Consider the following 15590-nt stretch of genomic DNA (forward strand, 5'->3'; position numbering starts at 1 on the left):
ATGCAGTAATGAAGGTCGAAGTCCTCACCCCGTCGTGCAACCTCGACACCGTCCGCGACGGGCGCGGCGGCATTTTCACCTGGGTCCCGCCGGAACCCCTGCTCGAGTTCAACCTCATCTACATGCACCCCGGGAAGGTGCGCGGCCTGCACTACCACCCGCATTTCGTCGAGTACCTGCTGTTCGTCGAGGGCAACGGCGTGCTGGTGACCAAGGACGACCACGAGGATCCGGACTGCCCGGAGGAGTTCATCCACGTGGGCAAGGGCATCTGCACGCGCACGCCGATCGGGGTGATGCACACCGTGTACTCGATCACCCCGCTGACGTTCGTCGCCATGCTGACCAAGCCGTGGGACGAGTGCGATCCCCCGATCGTGCAGGTGGCGCCGCTGCCGCACACGTTGGAAGGCAACGGCGCGTGAGCGACGCGACCGGCAGGCCCGGATACCCCCACGCCGGACCCGTGTGCCTGGCCGCGCACCATGCCTGGCGCCCGGCTCGGGAGCGGACGTGCGCCGCCGCGCACCTCGGGAAGGGCGCGCGATGAGCCGATCACGGGTGGCCGTCGTCGGCGCCACCGGATACGTCGGCGCCGCGCTGACCGAAGCGCTCGCGCGCGGCGGACGGTGGGATGTGGTGCCGGTCGGGCGCGCCGATCACGAAACCCACCGCACGGCGGGTCGTTACGACGTGCTGATCAACGCCGCCTGCCCGTCGAAGCGGTTCTGGGCCGATCAGCATCCCGGCGACGACCGGCGCGAGACGGTGGACAAGACGCGACTGCTGCGCGAGCACTGGCGCTGGGACCGGTTCGTGCAGATCAGCAGCATCTCCGCGCGCACCCAGCTGGACACCGTCTACGGTCGGCATCGCGCGGAGGCCGAGCGGATGTGTTCGGGCGCGGACACTTTCGTCGTCCGGCTGGGCCCGATGTACGGCGGGGACTACCGCAAGGGTGTGCTGGCGGACATGGCCGCCGACCGCCCGGTGTACGCCAGCGGCCGGTCCCGGCAGAGCTTCGCTCCGGTGGACTGGTGCGCGGACTGGATCGCCGCCCACCTCGACGGGACCGGCCTGCGCGAGGTCGGCGCGCGCACCACGGTGACCCTGGCCGAGGTGCGTGACGCGGTGGGCTCGGCCTCGCAGTTCGCCAAAGACTTTGCCGACGACCAGTTCCCGATCACCGCCACCGCGCCGGACTGGCCGGAGGCGGCGGCGGTGATCGACTGGCTGGCCGAGCGGAGGGTCAGCGGTGCGCGGGCGAGCTGATCCGATGCCTGCGCGGGCGCAGGTACTTCTCCGCGCACAGCACCAGCAGGAAACGCACGCTGGTCGCCACGTCGCGGGTGCGCATCTTGGACGCGCCCGCGGTGCGGTTGAGGACGTGGATCGGCACCTGCTCGATCCGGAAACCATTGGCCGCGAGGATGTAGAGACTTTCGAAGAAGAAGGAGTAACCCGTCGAACGGACGCGATCGAAAGCCGCCACCGGAACCGTGTCCAACCGGTAGTATCGGAACGCGCCGGTGGCATCGTAGGGCATCCGCAGCAATGTCACGGTGAGAAAATGCCCGACCCGGGTGAGCACCTTGCGGAAGGGAGTCCAGTCGGCGAGGCTGTCCTCTTTCAGATAACGCGATCCGACCACGATGTCGAAACCGTCGGACGCGGCGCGCAACGCCGGAAGATACGACGGCGGATGCGCGAAATCGGAATCCATCGTGATGATGTGGGCATATCCCTGCGCGTACGCCCAGCGGATACCGGCCTGGTGCGCGGAGCCGACGCCCTGCCGCCCGGCCCTGTGCAGCACATGGATGCGGGGCGAGTGCTGTCGTGCCAGCTCATCGAGCAGATCTCCGGTTCCGTCCGGGGAATTGTCGTCGACGAACAGGACGTCGAAATCGGAGCCCTGTTCCAGGATCTGAGCGAGCAACGGGCCCACGTTGCGACGCTCGTTGTACGTCGGAATCATTACCAGAGTTTTTTCGGAGGCCGCGCTCATGCAATCGAATTCTAATACCGGCGGCGACCGAAAGATAGGTATTGCCCGCCATTTGAAGACCCGTTAGTCTCGGGGCTGGAGGTTTGATGAGAAAGGCGCTGATAACCGGCATCACCGGCCAGGACGGGTCTTATCTGACAGAATTCCTGTTGCAGCAAGGATATGAGGTGCACGGGATTGTCAGGCGTGCGTCGAATTTCAATACCGACCGCATAGACCACCTGTATTCGGATACCCATTCCCAACGCCGGCTGTTTCTGCACTACGGGGATCTGATGGATTCCAGCAGTCTCAACCGGATCCTGGAGGACGTGCGCCCGGCGGAGATCTACAACCTGGGCGCGCAGTCGCACGTGCACATCTCGTTCCAGATCCCGGAGTTCACCGCGGAGACCAACGCCATCGGCACGCTGCGCATCCTGGACGCCATCCGCAAGACCGGCATCGCGACCCGGTTCTACCAGGCGTCGTCCTCGGAGCTCTACGGCGGCCTGCACGATGTGGCGCTCAGCGAGCGCACACCGTTCCATCCGCGCTCGCCGTACGCGGTGGCGAAGCTGTACGCGTACTGGATCACGGTGAACCACCGCGAGGCCTACGGGATGTACACCGTCAACGGCACCCTGTTCAACCACGAATCACCCAGGCGAGGGGAGGTTTTCGTCACCAGGAAGGTGACCCGCGCCGCGGTGCGCATCGCGCAGGGCAAACAGGACAAGCTGTTCATCGGCAATCTGGACGCCCGCCGCGACTGGGGATACGCCAAGGAGTACGTCGAGGCGATGTGGCTCATGCTGCAACAGCCCGAACCCGACGACTACGTGATCGCCACCGGCGAGACCCACAGCGTGCGCGAGTTGTGCGAGCAGGCTTTCGCGGCCACGGGCGTCGAGTTGGCCTGGGAAGGAACGGGCTTGGACGAGAAGGGAATCGACCGTCGGACCTCGCGGGTGCTGGTCGAGGTCGATCCGGCCTATTTCCGCCCCGCCGAGGTGCATCATCTCACCGGCGACCCGAGCAAGGCGCGCGAGAAGCTCGGGTGGCAGCCGCGCACGAGTTTCCGAGAACTCGTCGAGTTGATGGTCGCCCACGATATGGAGAACGCGTGACACAAGCACTTGCGGTGCAAGGCTGCCGGGTGTGCGGGAACACCCGGCTGGAAACGGTCGTCGACCTCGGCACGATGGCGCTGACGGGAGTGTTCCCGGCCACCGACCCGACCGAGGTGCCGCGCTACCCCTTGGAGTTGGTGCGCTGCGTACCGGAAAGCAGCGAGGAGTGCGGGCTGGTGCAGTTGCGCCACACCGCCGACTTCGGCGAAATGTATTCGCCCGGTTATGGATACCGCTCCGGGCTGAATCGATCGATGATCGACCACCTCGCCCACCGGGTGGCCAGGATCCGCCGACGGGTGACCCTGTCGCCGGAGGACGTGGTGATCGACATCGGCAGCAACGACGCGACGTTGCTGCGTGCCTATCCCGAAGGGTCGGCGACGATCCTGGGCATCGACCCGCTGGGCGAGAAGTTCCGCCGGTTCTATCCGCCGCACGTGCGGCTGGTGACCGGCTACTTCGGCCCCGAACTGGCCGAAACGGTACTGGAGGGACGGCGAGCGAAGGTGATCACCTCGATCGCCATGTTCTACGACGTCCCGCGGCCGCTGGAATTCATGCGCGCGGTGTACGACAGCCTCACCGACGACGGCGTCTGGGTGCTCGAACAGAGCTATCTGCCCGCGATGCTGGCCACCACCTCCTACGACACGATCTGCCACGAGCACCTCGAGTACTACACCCTCGACCAGATCGAGTGGATGGCGCGGCGGTGCGGGTTCGTGGTGCTCGAGGTGGAACGCAATGCCGTCAACGGCGGCAGCTTCGCGCTCACGCTGGGCAAGCGAGGGGAGGCCTCGCCCGCCGATGCCGCCGCCCTTGATCGGATGCGGCAGGAGGAGTCCGCGCTCGGGTTGCACACTCCGCAGCCGTACGCGGATTTCGCCAAACGCGTCGATCAGCACCGCGAGCAGGTCAGGGAGTTCTTCGACCGCTCCCGCAAGGCCGGTTTGCGCACGCTCGGGTACGGGGCCTCCACCAAGGGCAACGTGGTGTTGCAGCACTGCGGGATCGGGCCGGAGGATCTGCCCTGCATCGCGGAGGTCAACGACGACAAGTTCGGCAAGTTCACTCCCGGCAGCGCGATCCCGATCGTGTCCGAGGAGCAGGCGCGCGCGCTGGCGCCCGACCAGTTCTTCGTGCTGCCCTGGCATTTCCGCGCCATGATGCTGGAACGGGAGAGCGCCTTCCGCGCGGCGGGCGGGCGGCTGGTGTTCCCGCTGCCGGAACTGGACGTGGTGTGAGATGACCGTCGTCGTCACGGGCGCGGCCGGGCAGGACGGCACGCTGCTGTCGGACCTGCTCGCGGCGCGCGGTGAGCGTGTGCTGCGCGTCGGCCGTGACGGCCCGGTCGATATCACCGACGCCGCCGCGGTCGAGGAACTCGTCGCCGCCGAACGCCCCGAGCAGGTCTACCTGCTGGCGGCCGTGCAGCATTCCTCGCAGGACGATCACGGCGACCCGCGCGAGCTGGCCCGCGCCTCGCACCGGGTGAACACGCTGCCGGTGCAGCATTTCGCGGAGGCGATCGACCGCCACCGCACCGGCACCCGCCTGTTCTACGCGGCCTCGTCGCATGTCTTCGGCTCCGGCGCCGCGCTGTGCGACGAGCACAGCGGGTTGCGCCCGGCCTCGATCTACGCGGTGACCAAAGCGGCGGGCCTGCTGGCCTGCCGCGCCTACCGGGCTCGCGGCGTCTTCGCGGCGGCGGGAATCCTGTTCAACCACGAATCCCCGCTGCGCGCCGAGAAGTTCGTCACCCGCAAGATCGTGCGGGCGGTCGCCCGCATCCAGCGCGGTGAGACCGGCACGGTGGAGGTGGGCAGGCTGGACGCGGGCGCCGACTGGGGATACGCGCCGGACTACGTCGAGGCGATGACGCGCATCCTGGCTCTGGACGAGCCGGACGAGTTCGTCGTCGCCACCGGCGAACACCACACGGTCGCGCAGTTGTGCGCGGCGGCGTTCGGCATGGCCGGACTGGACTGGCAAGACCATGTCCGCGAACGGTCCTCGGTGCTCACCCGCGGCGGGCGGCCGCCGACCGGTGACGCGAGGAAGTTGCGGGAGCGGACCGGGTGGCGCCCTTCGGTGGATTTCCACGGCATGGTGCGGGCCATGCTCGTCGCCGAGGGCGTGCGCCTGGTGGAGCAATCGAAGCCGGTGCGCACCGGCGGAACGGATGGATGACGTGACCCTGAACGACGAGAATGTCCTCGCCGCCCACTTGATCTCCGTCGCCGACGGCGTTGCCGAGGAGACCGCCGCCAGGATCGGCGAGATCGGCACCGAGACCGTCGCCGACGCGGTGCTGAAGGAGATCGCCTGGCGCGCGGGCTACGGCGCGAGGCCCGCACAACCGGTGACCGCGGTGTTCGAGCTGACCCATGACGGCAAACAGCTCGACTACCTGGTCACCTTCGGCGCCGACGACCCCGTGATCGCGCCGGGCACCCTCGAGGACCCGTGGCTGGTGGTGCGCCAGGATCTGGTGGAACTGCTGCGCGCGGTCTACGGCCCGCCCGACGCCGCCCTCGGCACCCGCGCCATCACGATCAAGGACGAACCGGGGCCGGGCAGTTTCGCACCGGACGACCCGTGGCGACTGGCCCGCGACGCGGCCGCGGTGGCCGCCGACCGCATCGTCACCGCCTGCCGCCCGCACCACTACGACCTCAACGCGCTGTCGCTGCATTTCGGCTCGGACAAGTGGGGCGGACACTGGTACACCCAGCACTACGAGCGGCACTTCGCGCCGCTGCGCGACAGCCGCGTCCGCGTCCTCGAACTGGGCATCGGCGGATACACCGCCCCGGACGTCGGCGGCGCGTCGCTGCGGATGTGGAAGCAATACTTCCGCCGCGGACTGGTGTTCGGGCTGGACTACTTCGACAAATCCGGCATCGCGCAGCCGCGCCTGCAACCGTTGCGCGGCGATCAGGGCGACCCGGCGTTCCTCGACGAGCTCGGCGGCTCACTGGGACCGTTCGACATCATCATCGACGACGGCAGCCACATCAGCGGCGACGTGATCGCCTCGTTCCGCGCGCTGTTCGCCCACCTGCGGCCCGGCGGACTGTACGTGGTGGAGGACACCCAGACCTCCTACTGGTCGGGCTGGGGCGGAAGCAGCACAGCGACCGACGATCCGGCCACCACCATCGGTTACCTGAAAACCCTGGTGGACGCCCTGCACCACCAGGAATTCGAGAAGGAATCCGGCCGCGCGGCAGGCGATTTCGACGACTGGATCGGCGCGCTGCACTTCTACCACAACATCGTGGTGATCGAAAAACGCCGCAACGCCGAGCAATCGGCTCCATCATGGGTGCCTCGGCACACCAATCCGATGGAGTGGATGAAGCCGAAGGAGTGATCGGATGAAGTTTCTCGTCGTGCCGGTGCCCTCGTCGGGCCACCTGCTCGCGATGGTGCCGTTCTGCTGGGCGCTGCGGCTGGCCGGCCACGAAGTGCTGGTCGCCTCGCGCAGCGACGTGACGGCGACGGCGCTGCGCGCGGGACTCAACGCCGTCGAGGTGACCGCGCTGAACGTGCCGATGGACCAGCTGCGCACCCAAGTGAACCCGGACATGTTCCCGCTGCCACTGTTCGCCGAACGCGATCGAACCAGCGGGCAGGGGCTGTGGCACATCGCCGCGCAGAACTGGCACAACCACGCCCGCCAGTACGTCGAGACGTTCGCGCAGGTGGCGACGGACTGGGGTGCCGAGGTGATCCTCACCGATCCGCTGGCCACCATCGGCCGTGCGCTCGGTGCGCAACTGGATCTGCCGGTGCTAGTGCACCGCTGGGGGATCGACCCCACCGGCGGCCCCTTCACCGAACGCACCGAGGCACTCGCCGACGAGGCGGGCACCCGGCTGGCCGATCCGGTCGCCGTGCTCGACATCTGCCCGCCGCGGTTGCAGGCGCCCGACGCACCGCCCGGCACCCGGCTGGGCTACGTCCCGTTCAACGGCACCGGCACGCTGCCGCCGTGGCATCGCAACGACGACGGCCGCAAGCGGATCGTGGTCTGCATGGGCGGCAGCACGCTCGGCCTGACCGGCCCGCGACCGTTGGCGTCGGTGCTCGCGGCCTCCGCCGCCATCGACGACGCCGAGGTCGTCGTCGCGCTGTCGGCGCACGACCGGGCCACGGTCGGCGAGCTGCCCGAGCATGTCCGGGTGGTGGAGGAGGTTCCGTTGAACCTGTTCCTGCCCGGCTGCGATCTGCTGGTGCATCACGGCGGCTCGACCACCGGGCTCACCGCGGGCTGGTTCGGGCTGCCGCAACTGGTGCTGCCGCAGATGTTCGACCAGTTCGACTACGCCAGGGGACTGGTGCGCAGCGGAGCCGGGCTGGCCGCGCAATCCCCTGCCGAGCAAGGCGACGTCGACGCGCTCGCCACCTCGATCCGCACGCTGCTGCGCGAACCGCGTTTCCGCGCCGCCGCCGAACAGATCGGCGCCGACCTGCGCGCCGCGCCCGCACCGGACGACGTGGTGTCCCAGGTTGTTCCGCTGCTGGCCGAGCACGCCGGAGCAGCGACCAGATAGACCGTCCGCGCGGCCCGAACCGGGCGACGCGGGAACCGAAAGCCGTAGGTTGCAGATGATATCCAGGACATGGACCAGGTTCCGTGGTTCGCTCGACTACTACGCCGCGATGTACGCGGTGTTCGTCGTCGGCATTCTCGTCCCCGTCGTCATGATCGTGCTCGCGCTCACCGGCCTGCCGGGGCCGGTGACGGCTGTGCTCGGCCTCGTGTGCGCGGCGGTGTTGTTCGTGCTGTTCGTGCCGACGGTGCCCGACGAGTGGCGGGAGGTGGTGCGCGGCAAACCGATCGTGGTGCGGGTGCTGTGGAGCGTGGTCATCGTGCTCGTCGTCGCGGTCCTGGCCCGGTTGACGCAGTTCATCCTCGACGCCGACAATGTCGACGCCTCGCTGTCGGCCGACGACGACTTCCTGGTCAAGAAGACCCACCTGTCCGGCTACATCAGCGGCGCGCTCATGGCCGAACACGACCCGGCGAGCCTCTACGACCGCCACCGCTACGAGTCGCCGCACGCGGATTCGATCCTGCCCGCGGTGACTCCGCAGGATCGCGACGCCTACCTCTACCCGCCGCCGTTCCTGCTGCTGCCGCGTTTGCTGCTGCTGTTCAGCCACGACTTCGCCACGCTGCGCGCGTTGTACTACTCGCTGTACGTGGCGATCGTGCTGGTGGCCATGTTCGCCATCGCCCGCTGGATCGGCGGCAGGCAGGGCGGAGTGCTGGCGGCGCTGACCCCGGTGGTGTGGATCAGCCTGCCCACGCTGGCGACGATGCAGATCGGCAACATCCACGTGCTGGTGCTGTATGTCGGCGGCGCCGGCGCCATGGCGCTGTTCCATCTGCGGCGCAACATCCTCGGCGGCGCGGCGCTGGCGTTCGCGATCATCGCCAAGGTGTCCCCGGCGATCCTGCTGGTCTATCTGCTGGTCCAGCGACGGTGGCGGCCGGCGGCGTGGACCGCCGTGTTCGGTGGCCTGTATTCGCTGGCGACGCTGGCGATCTTCGGCTGGGAGCCGTGGCGGCAGTTCCTGTCCGACGGCACCTGGCAGCGGCTGGCCAGCGGGGAGTTCCACCAGTTCGTACTCGTCGAACGGGCCAACCAACTGGTCAACTATTCGCCGTTCGGGCTGCCGTACAAGGCGAACATCATGGGCTGGGACATCGGCGATCCGGTCGGGCCCGCCCGCGTGATCACCAACATCTACACCCTGCTGTTGCTGATCCTGGTGGCGGTCACCGCGGTACGTATCCACCGGCGGCTGTCCGCGGGGGCCGAAGGGCCGCGGGTGCGCGCCGAGCAGCTGGCCATCTGGCTGGCGGTGCTGACGCTGGCGTCGTTCCGCGCCCCGTTCGGGCCGTGGGTGTACATCGCCGTCGGCGCGGTGTGGATGCTGGCGGTGTACGCCGGGCTGATGCGCGGCGGCAAACGCACCGTCGCCCTGCTGACCGTGGCCTGGTTGATCATCGCGGTCTACAACGAGAACGTCTACTTCACGCTGGTGGCGCAGACGGTCATCTATGTCGCCTGCTTCCTCGTGGCCTGGCGGGCGAGCGCGGGCACCGAGGCGGAGTCCGCGCCGCCGCAGGAGGACTCCCCGCAAACCGAACGGGTCGGCGCGGCATGAGCGGTCAGGCCCGGAGGCGGCAGCGCAGCGTGACCACGCAGGGTCCCGCTCATGCCGACAACGGACACAGCATGAGCGGTCAGGCCCGGAGGCGGCAGCGCAGCGTGACCACGCAGGGCCCCGCTCATGCCGGAATCGGACACAGCATGAGCGATCAGGCCCGCAGGCGGCAGCGGAGAGGGGACGGTGCATGAGCACCTATTGCGTGATCGGCGCGGGCGCGGCCGGTCTGGCGACCGCGCGTGAGTTCGCGGCGCACGGTATCGATTTCGAGGTGCTCGAAGCGGCCGACGGTATCGGCGGGCTCTGGGATGCCCGGCGCCCGGACTCACCGGTCAGCCGCAACACCCACGTGATCGCTTCCAAAGGGGTGCAGGCGTTCTCGGGTTTCCCGATGCCCGAGGACTACCCCGACTATCCCGGCCACGAACTCGTGCTGCGGTACCTGAATTCCTACGCCGACGCCTTCGACCTGTGGCCGCGCATCCGGTTGGACACCGCCGTGGATCGGGTCGAACCCGGCGATGACGGCTGGTCGGTGACGCTGGGCGACGGGTCGGAGCGACGCTACGCGGGGGTGGTCGTCGCCACCGGCCACGACCGCACCCCCCGGCGCATCGACATTCCCGGCTCGGGCACGGTGCCCGTGCTGCATTCGAGTGAGTACCGCGACCCCGAACAGGTGCTCGGCAAGCGCGTGCTGGTGATCGGGGCCGGGCAGTCGGCGGCCGACATCCTGTCCGATTGCGCGGTCAACGCCGCGCTGACCCTGCACAGCAGCAGGCGCGGGTTCTATTGCATGCCCAAGTACATGTTGGGCCGCCCGACCGACAGCATGCTGCAGGGCCGGATGTGGCGGCCGCTGCGCAAGCGGGCCTTCGAGCGGTTGTTCTCGTATCTGCGTGGCCGCTCCCGCTCGTTCGGGCTGCCGGTGCCGGATTTCGCCGAGGGCATCGTCATCCCGATGCTCGGTGATCAGCTGCACCACTACTACACCCACGGCGACATCACGCCCAAGCCGGACGTCGCATCGATCGATGACGACCGGGTGACTTTCGCCGACGGCACCGAGGAGAAGGTCGATCTGGTCGTGCTGGCCACCGGGTTCGTGCCGAACTACCCCGTCGTCGACCGGACTCTTCTGAACTGGTCGGAGGGAGATCTGCGACCGGGCTTGTATCTCAACATCTTTCCGCCGCACACCCGCGATCTGTTCGTGGTCGGGATGGTGCGGCCGATCGGCTCGCACTGGGACGTCTACGAGAAACAGGCCGAGCTGATCGCCGAATACCTGCGCGCCAAGGCGGCCGATTCTCGGCGGGTGGAGCGTTTCGAGCGTGCCACGCAGGGCCGCCAGCCCGATCTGTATGCCGGGCTGCGGCTCTACCACGCCGACCAGTACCCGCTGGTGGTGGAGAAACAGGACTACGTGAACCAGCTGCGCAAGCACGCCAAGCTGTTGAAGTGAAAGGTCGGACCATGAAAGCACCCGGGCCCGGTCTGGTGGAAACCGGACGCATGCTGCCGAAACTGGCGAAGAACCCGCTGACGACGGTGGGCGCGCTGCTGGACGGCTATGGTGACGTCGTGCGGGTCAAAGCGGGCCCGATGCTGGTCTACCTCGTCGCGGATCCGGCGATGACCGAGTACGTGCTCAAGGACAACTACACCAACTATCGCAAGAGCCCGATCTACGACGAGTTCAGCATCCTGCTCGGCGAGGGCCAGCTGACGACCAACAACCTCGAATACTGGCGTAAACAGCGCAAACTCATCTCCCCGGCGTTCTCCCACTCGCACGTCAAGGGTTTCGCCGACGACATCACCGACAGCGCGGCCGCGATGCTCGACCAATGGGACAGCGCGGCCGGGCAGTTCCGCGACATCTACGACGACTACGTGAAGCTGCTGCTCGCGGTGACCGGCCGCATCCTGTTCAGCATCGACCTGTCCACCGACACCTCCCAGGTGACCGACGCGATGCGCGCGGCGTTCGCGCTCATCATGAAGCGGGTGAACGCGCCGGTGAAGCTGCCGCAGTCGTTCCCGACACCGGAGGCCCGCCGGGTCGCGCGCAAGGTCGGCGAACTCGACGACGTGGTCCGCCATCTGATCGACGAACGCCGCCGCGGCGGCGACACCAGCGACGTGCTCACCGCCCTGGTGCGCGCCCGCGACGAGGGCGGGCAGGGCATGCGGGAGGAGGACCTGCTCAACGAGATCAAGACGCTGCTCGTGGCCGGGCACGAGTCCCCTGCCAACGCCCTGTCGTGGGCGTGCTACCTGCTGGCCACCCATCCCGAGGTCCAGGAGCGATTGGCCGAGGAGGTGCGCGCCGTGCTCGGCGACCGCACGCCCAGCTTCGCGGATCTGGGGCAGCTCGGCTACTGCCGCATGGTGATCGAGGAGACGATGCGGCTGTATCCGCCCGCCTGGATCGTCGAACGCACACCGATCGCCGATGACGAGATCGGCGGCTACCACGTGCCAGCGGGCGCGCGAGTCACGTTGTGCATGTATTACATTCACCGCGACGAGCGGCTGTGGGAGGACCCGGAGGAGTTCCGTCCGGAGCGTTTCGCCGACGCCGCGGTGGCCGAACGGCACAAGTTCGCGTTCTTCCCGTTCTCCGGCGGCCCGCGCGTCTGCCTGGGCAAGGACATGTCGATGACGGAGATGGTGCTGATCCTGGCGATGACGGTGCAGCGTTTCCGCCTCGAGCTCGACGACACCCATCCGGTGGTGCCGCTGGCGTCGGTGAACCTGCGCCCGGAGTTCGGCATCCGAATCCGCCCGGTCCGCCGCGTCACCGAACCCGTGACGACCTGACGGCATTCGGTCACCGCGCCTGCTGGGCGTGACACGTGAGCTGAACGGTCAGGGGCGGGTGCGGTAGCGGCCAGGGGTGGTGCCGATCAGCTGGGTGAACGCCGCGATGAAGCTGCTGGGGTTCGCCCAGCCGCAGGCGTGCGCGACGTGGGTCGTGTCGTGTCCGTCGGCGAGTAGTACCAGTGCGTGGTAAATGCGCAGCTGGGTGCGCCACTCGTAGAAGGTCATGCCGAGTTCGTTGTGGAACAGGCGGCTGAGGGTGCGGGCGCTGGCTCCGATGGTGCGCCCGAGGTCGGCCAGGGACGTGTTGTCGGCGGGATTGTCGTAGAGCATGCGCGCGACGGCTCGCAGTCGGTCGTCGTGGGGTTGCGGCAGCACGAGTGGCTGCTCGTGTGCTTCCTGGAGTTCGTCGACGAGGACGCGGTGCAGGCGAGCGCGTGCGGCGCGGTCGTGCTCGCGGGGGCCGGTGAGGGTGAGCAGGATTTCCCGGGCGAGGCCGGAGGCCAGGAACACGGCGGGATGGCCCGGTACGAGCCGGGCCAGGGGCGGGGGGAGGAACACGATCCGCATATCGGTGTCGCCGTGCGCGCGGTGATAGTGCGTGAAATCGGCGGGAGTCCAGGCGATTCGATTGGCGGGAACGATCGATGTGCCCCGTTCGGTGTGCACCGACAGGACGCCACGGGCCGCGTAGACCAGATGTCCACGGGCATGCGAATGCGCCGGACTCGTGCCCCCCGACGGCCACAGGTGCACCCCTCCCGACGGCATCAGCCGGGATGTCGGACCGGTCCGGGGAAGTTGGCGGCCAACGGGCATGAGTTGGCATTCTATCGGTGGTCGGCCGCACGGTCTCCCGGCGACAGTGGACGCATGCGTGATGTTCTTCGATCAGACGGCACCGTCGACGCCAGGCGGTACGCGACGACTACGACGATGCGGGCGGCGGTATGCGTCCGGGCGGGCGGCCCGGAGGTGCTGGAGCTCCGTGAGCTGCCGGTACCGGGGGTGCGGGAGGGCTGGAGCCTGGTGCGGGTGCAGGGCGCGGGCTTGAACCGCTCGGAGCTGAGAACCCGGCAAGGGCATTCCCCGAATGTGAGGTTCCCGCGTGTGCTCGGAATCGAGTGCGTAGGAATCGTGGAAGGCTCGACCGACCCCACGTTGCCGGTCGGCACGACCGTCGCGGCGGTGATGGGTGAGATGGGCCGGGAGTTCGACGGCGGCTATGCCGAGTACGCGTTGTTGCCGAATGCGCTGCTTATGCCGGTCACCACCACGTTGCCGTGGGAGGTGCTGGCCGCGCTACCCGAGACATACCTGACCGCGCAGGGCGCGCTGGACGCGCTGGGGGTCGCACCGGATGCCAGAGGGCGGTTGCTGATTCGTGGCGGGACCTCGTCGGTGGGGATGGCCGCCGCGTCGATCGCCTCAGGGTGTGGCATGGAGATCGCGGCCACGACTCGGCGGCACGGCAAGATCGACGCGATGGCCGCGGCCGGCGTCGACCACGTGCTGCTCGACGGCGGTGGCTCGCTGGCGGCGAGCGTGCACGCGGTCTGGCCCGAGGGGCCGGATTTCGTGCTGGATCTGGTCGGGGCTCGCACGGCGATGGACTCGGTGCGCCTGGTCCGCCTGGGCGGGACGGTGTGCGTGGCCGGTTCGCTGAGTGGGTGGCTGATCTCGGATTTCGAACCGATAGCGATGATCCCGTCCGGGACGAAGCTCACGGCTTTCCACAGCGACACCATCAAAGGCAGCGCGGGCGCCACCGTACTGCAGCGGGTGGTCCACGCGGTCGAGGCCGGTGTCTATCGACCCAACCTCGACCGCGTTTTCGCTTTGGACGACATCGTCGCTGCCCACCGGTATATGGAAGACAACCGAGCCACCGGAAAGGTCGTCGTGGTGCCTTGAGTACTCGCCGGGCTCATGGCCGGTTACCGGCAGGTCGGGCGGCGAGCCAGCGCCTGGTCGCGGGAGACATGGTGCACAGCAATCCCGTGCCGGAGAACAGCAGGACAGTGGCGACGAAGATCAAGTCGCTCGCGCGATTGTCGCCGGTCAGGCTGGCTCCGGCTCCCACCAACCCGACCAGCGTGAGAATCCCGGTACCCAGCGCCACGGCGACGCGGCCCGCTCGCTTACGCCGCAAGAGTGCGATCGAGCCGCCGAGCAGCAACAGGGCCATCGTCGTGGAAATCGCCATGGGCGCGAGCAGTTCGAGCGCGGTCTCACGCAGCGTCTGGCGGTGACCGTATTCGATGTGCGGGGTCGTGAGCTCGTGCACTCCGTTGGCGAGGATCACACAGAAGACCAGCCCCATGACGAACGCGACGACGGCGCCGATCCTGGGCACCACACCGGACGGCCGGACGGCATCGTGGATGGGCGTGAGCGGTTGCAGCGGCGGGAGCTGCTCGGCGCGCCACCGGGGCTCCGAAGGGGGGTTCAGCACGGTCGGGGCCGAACGCGGCCACGGGTCGATCGCCGTGGCCGGGTGGGCCGAGCGCTGGTTGACGAAAGTCGGCGCGGGCGCCGCGGCGGAAACCTCACCGCGCAGGGCCGCCGCCGCGGCCGCCGCGAAGTCGCCGCAGCCGGCGAATCGTTCGTCGCGATGTTTGGCCATCGCGCGGGCGATCACCTCGTCCAGGCGCCGTGGCAGCTCCGGCCGGATGTCGCTCAGGCGCGGCACCGGCTTGGCGATGTGCCCGGCGACGATTTGGCCGGGGTTGGTCGAGGGGAACGGTGTTTGCCCCGCCAGCATCGTGTAGAGGGTGCAGCCGAGGGAGTATTGATCGGCGCGATGATCGATCGGCTCACCGGACAGTTGCTCGGGTGAGGCGTAGGCGAGTGTGGCGGTGAACGTTCCGGTCGCCGTCAGTTTGGTATCGGCGTCCAACAGTCGCGCGATACCGAAATCGGTGAGCACGGCGCGTGTCTCGCGACCGGCTTCCGGCTCGGCGATCAGGATGTTGGCCGGTTTGATGTCGCGATGCAGCACACCTCGGCTGTGGGCGTAGTCCAGCGCCTTCGCCGTGTCGCCGACGATCTGCACGACCTGTTCCGGGCGGGTTGCCCGTGGATCGAGCCGGGCGGCGTCGGTGCCGCGGACGTACTGCATGGAAATCCACAGGTGCCCGTCCTGGGTGCCGCGGTCATAGACACCGACGATGCCCGGATGTTCCAAGCGGGCAACGACATTGGCCTCCTGCTCGAATCGTCTGCGCAGCTCCTCGTCCTCGGACACCGCGCGATTGAGCAGTTTGAGCGCCACCAGCCGCGGCAGACGCGGGTGCCGGGCCAGATACACCGTGCCCATGCCGCCTTGCCCGAGCACACCTTCGATCACGTAGCCGGCGAACGACTCGTGCTGCCTCAACACCTCTGGCCCCCTTCCACACCCCGGCCACCCGGACCGCAGGCAGCATAACCGGTACGACCGGTTCGTCCTGCGT

14 protein-coding genes are annotated in these 15590 nt (G+C 68.3%); 11 read left to right on the plus strand and 3 right to left on the minus strand.

What is annotated here, in order from left to right; translation table 11 throughout:
• The first annotated feature begins 8 nt into the window (after positions 1-8).
• A complete protein-coding gene (locus NB3_RS19665; RefSeq protein ID WP_039798180.1) occupies positions 9-425 on the plus strand; it encodes a cupin domain-containing protein in 417 nt (138 codons plus the stop codon).
• Between the two features lie 121 nt (positions 426-546).
• On the plus strand, positions 547-1272 hold the full coding sequence (locus NB3_RS19670; protein WP_067805333.1) for an NAD-dependent epimerase/dehydratase family protein: 726 nt from the start codon (positions 547-549) through the stop codon (positions 1270-1272).
• Here the strand turns inward: NB3_RS19670 and NB3_RS19675 are convergent.
• Positions 1250-1978 carry a polyprenol monophosphomannose synthase gene (locus NB3_RS19675; protein WP_169810716.1) on the minus strand — a complete coding sequence of 243 codons (729 nt, stop codon included), beginning with the start codon at positions 1976-1978 and terminating at the stop codon, positions 1250-1252. The genes NB3_RS19670 and NB3_RS19675 overlap by 23 nt on opposite strands.
• 116 nt (positions 1979-2094) lie before the next feature.
• Here NB3_RS19675 and gmd point away from each other — a divergent pair, with 116 nt between their 5' ends.
• The 8 genes from gmd to NB3_RS19715 all read left to right on the plus strand — a co-directional run bounded on the left by gmd (position 2095) and on the right by NB3_RS19715 (position 12135).
• Entirely contained in the window at positions 2095-3117 is a 1023-nt protein-coding gene (gene gmd, locus NB3_RS19680) for a GDP-mannose 4,6-dehydratase (protein ID WP_067805337.1), read from the plus strand.
• A complete protein-coding gene (locus NB3_RS19685; protein ID WP_067805342.1) occupies positions 3114-4367 on the plus strand; it encodes a class I SAM-dependent methyltransferase in 1254 nt (417 codons plus the stop codon). Before gmd ends, NB3_RS19685 begins: the two co-directional genes overlap by 4 nt.
• A gap of 1 nt (position 4368) precedes the next feature.
• Positions 4369-5313 carry a GDP-mannose 4,6-dehydratase gene (locus tag NB3_RS19690; RefSeq protein ID WP_067805345.1) on the plus strand — a complete coding sequence of 315 codons (945 nt, stop codon included), beginning with the start codon at positions 4369-4371 and terminating at the stop codon, positions 5311-5313.
• 1 nt (position 5314) lies between these two features.
• Complete coding sequence (locus tag NB3_RS19695; protein ID WP_157111885.1) at positions 5315-6499, plus strand: class I SAM-dependent methyltransferase; 1185 nt, start codon at positions 5315-5317, stop codon at positions 6497-6499.
• A 4-nt stretch (positions 6500-6503) separates the two neighbouring features.
• Positions 6504-7682 (plus strand): nucleotide disphospho-sugar-binding domain-containing protein, encoded by a 1179-nt coding sequence (locus NB3_RS19700; RefSeq protein WP_067805351.1) that lies wholly within the window; start codon positions 6504-6506, stop codon positions 7680-7682.
• 55 nt (positions 7683-7737) lie between these two features.
• The gene (locus NB3_RS19705) at positions 7738-9306 is read left to right on the plus strand and encodes a glycosyltransferase family 87 protein (protein ID WP_067805354.1); all 1569 of its coding nucleotides are present in this window, start codon (positions 7738-7740) and stop codon (positions 9304-9306) included.
• A 190-nt stretch (positions 9307-9496) separates the two neighbouring features.
• Positions 9497-10774 (plus strand): flavin-containing monooxygenase, encoded by a 1278-nt coding sequence (locus tag NB3_RS19710; RefSeq protein WP_067805357.1) that lies wholly within the window; start codon positions 9497-9499, stop codon positions 10772-10774.
• An 11-nt stretch (positions 10775-10785) separates the two neighbouring features.
• Entirely contained in the window at positions 10786-12135 is a 1350-nt protein-coding gene (locus NB3_RS19715) for a cytochrome P450 (protein ID WP_084823493.1), read from the plus strand.
• 48 nt (positions 12136-12183) lie between these two features.
• Here the strand turns inward: NB3_RS19715 and NB3_RS19720 are convergent, their stop codons facing one another.
• On the minus strand, positions 12184-12954 hold the full coding sequence (locus NB3_RS19720; protein ID WP_174553226.1) for a helix-turn-helix transcriptional regulator: 771 nt from the start codon (positions 12952-12954) through the stop codon (positions 12184-12186).
• A gap of 54 nt (positions 12955-13008) precedes the next feature.
• Here NB3_RS19720 and NB3_RS19725 point away from each other — a divergent pair, with 54 nt between their 5' ends.
• Positions 13009-14049: a zinc-binding dehydrogenase gene (locus NB3_RS19725; RefSeq protein ID WP_157111886.1), complete on the plus strand. Its 1041-nt coding sequence runs from the start codon at positions 13009-13011 to the stop codon at positions 14047-14049.
• Positions 14050-14062: 13 nt separating this feature from the next.
• Here the strand turns inward: NB3_RS19725 and NB3_RS19730 are convergent, their stop codons facing one another.
• Positions 14063-15517, minus strand: a complete 1455-nt coding sequence (locus NB3_RS19730; protein ID WP_067805368.1) for a serine/threonine-protein kinase — start codon at positions 15515-15517, stop codon at positions 14063-14065.
• Positions 15518-15590 lie beyond the last annotated feature (73 nt).

This window comes from Nocardia beijingensis NBRC 16342, assembly GCF_001612785.1.
Lineage (GTDB): Bacteria > Actinomycetota > Actinomycetes > Mycobacteriales > Mycobacteriaceae > Nocardia > Nocardia beijingensis.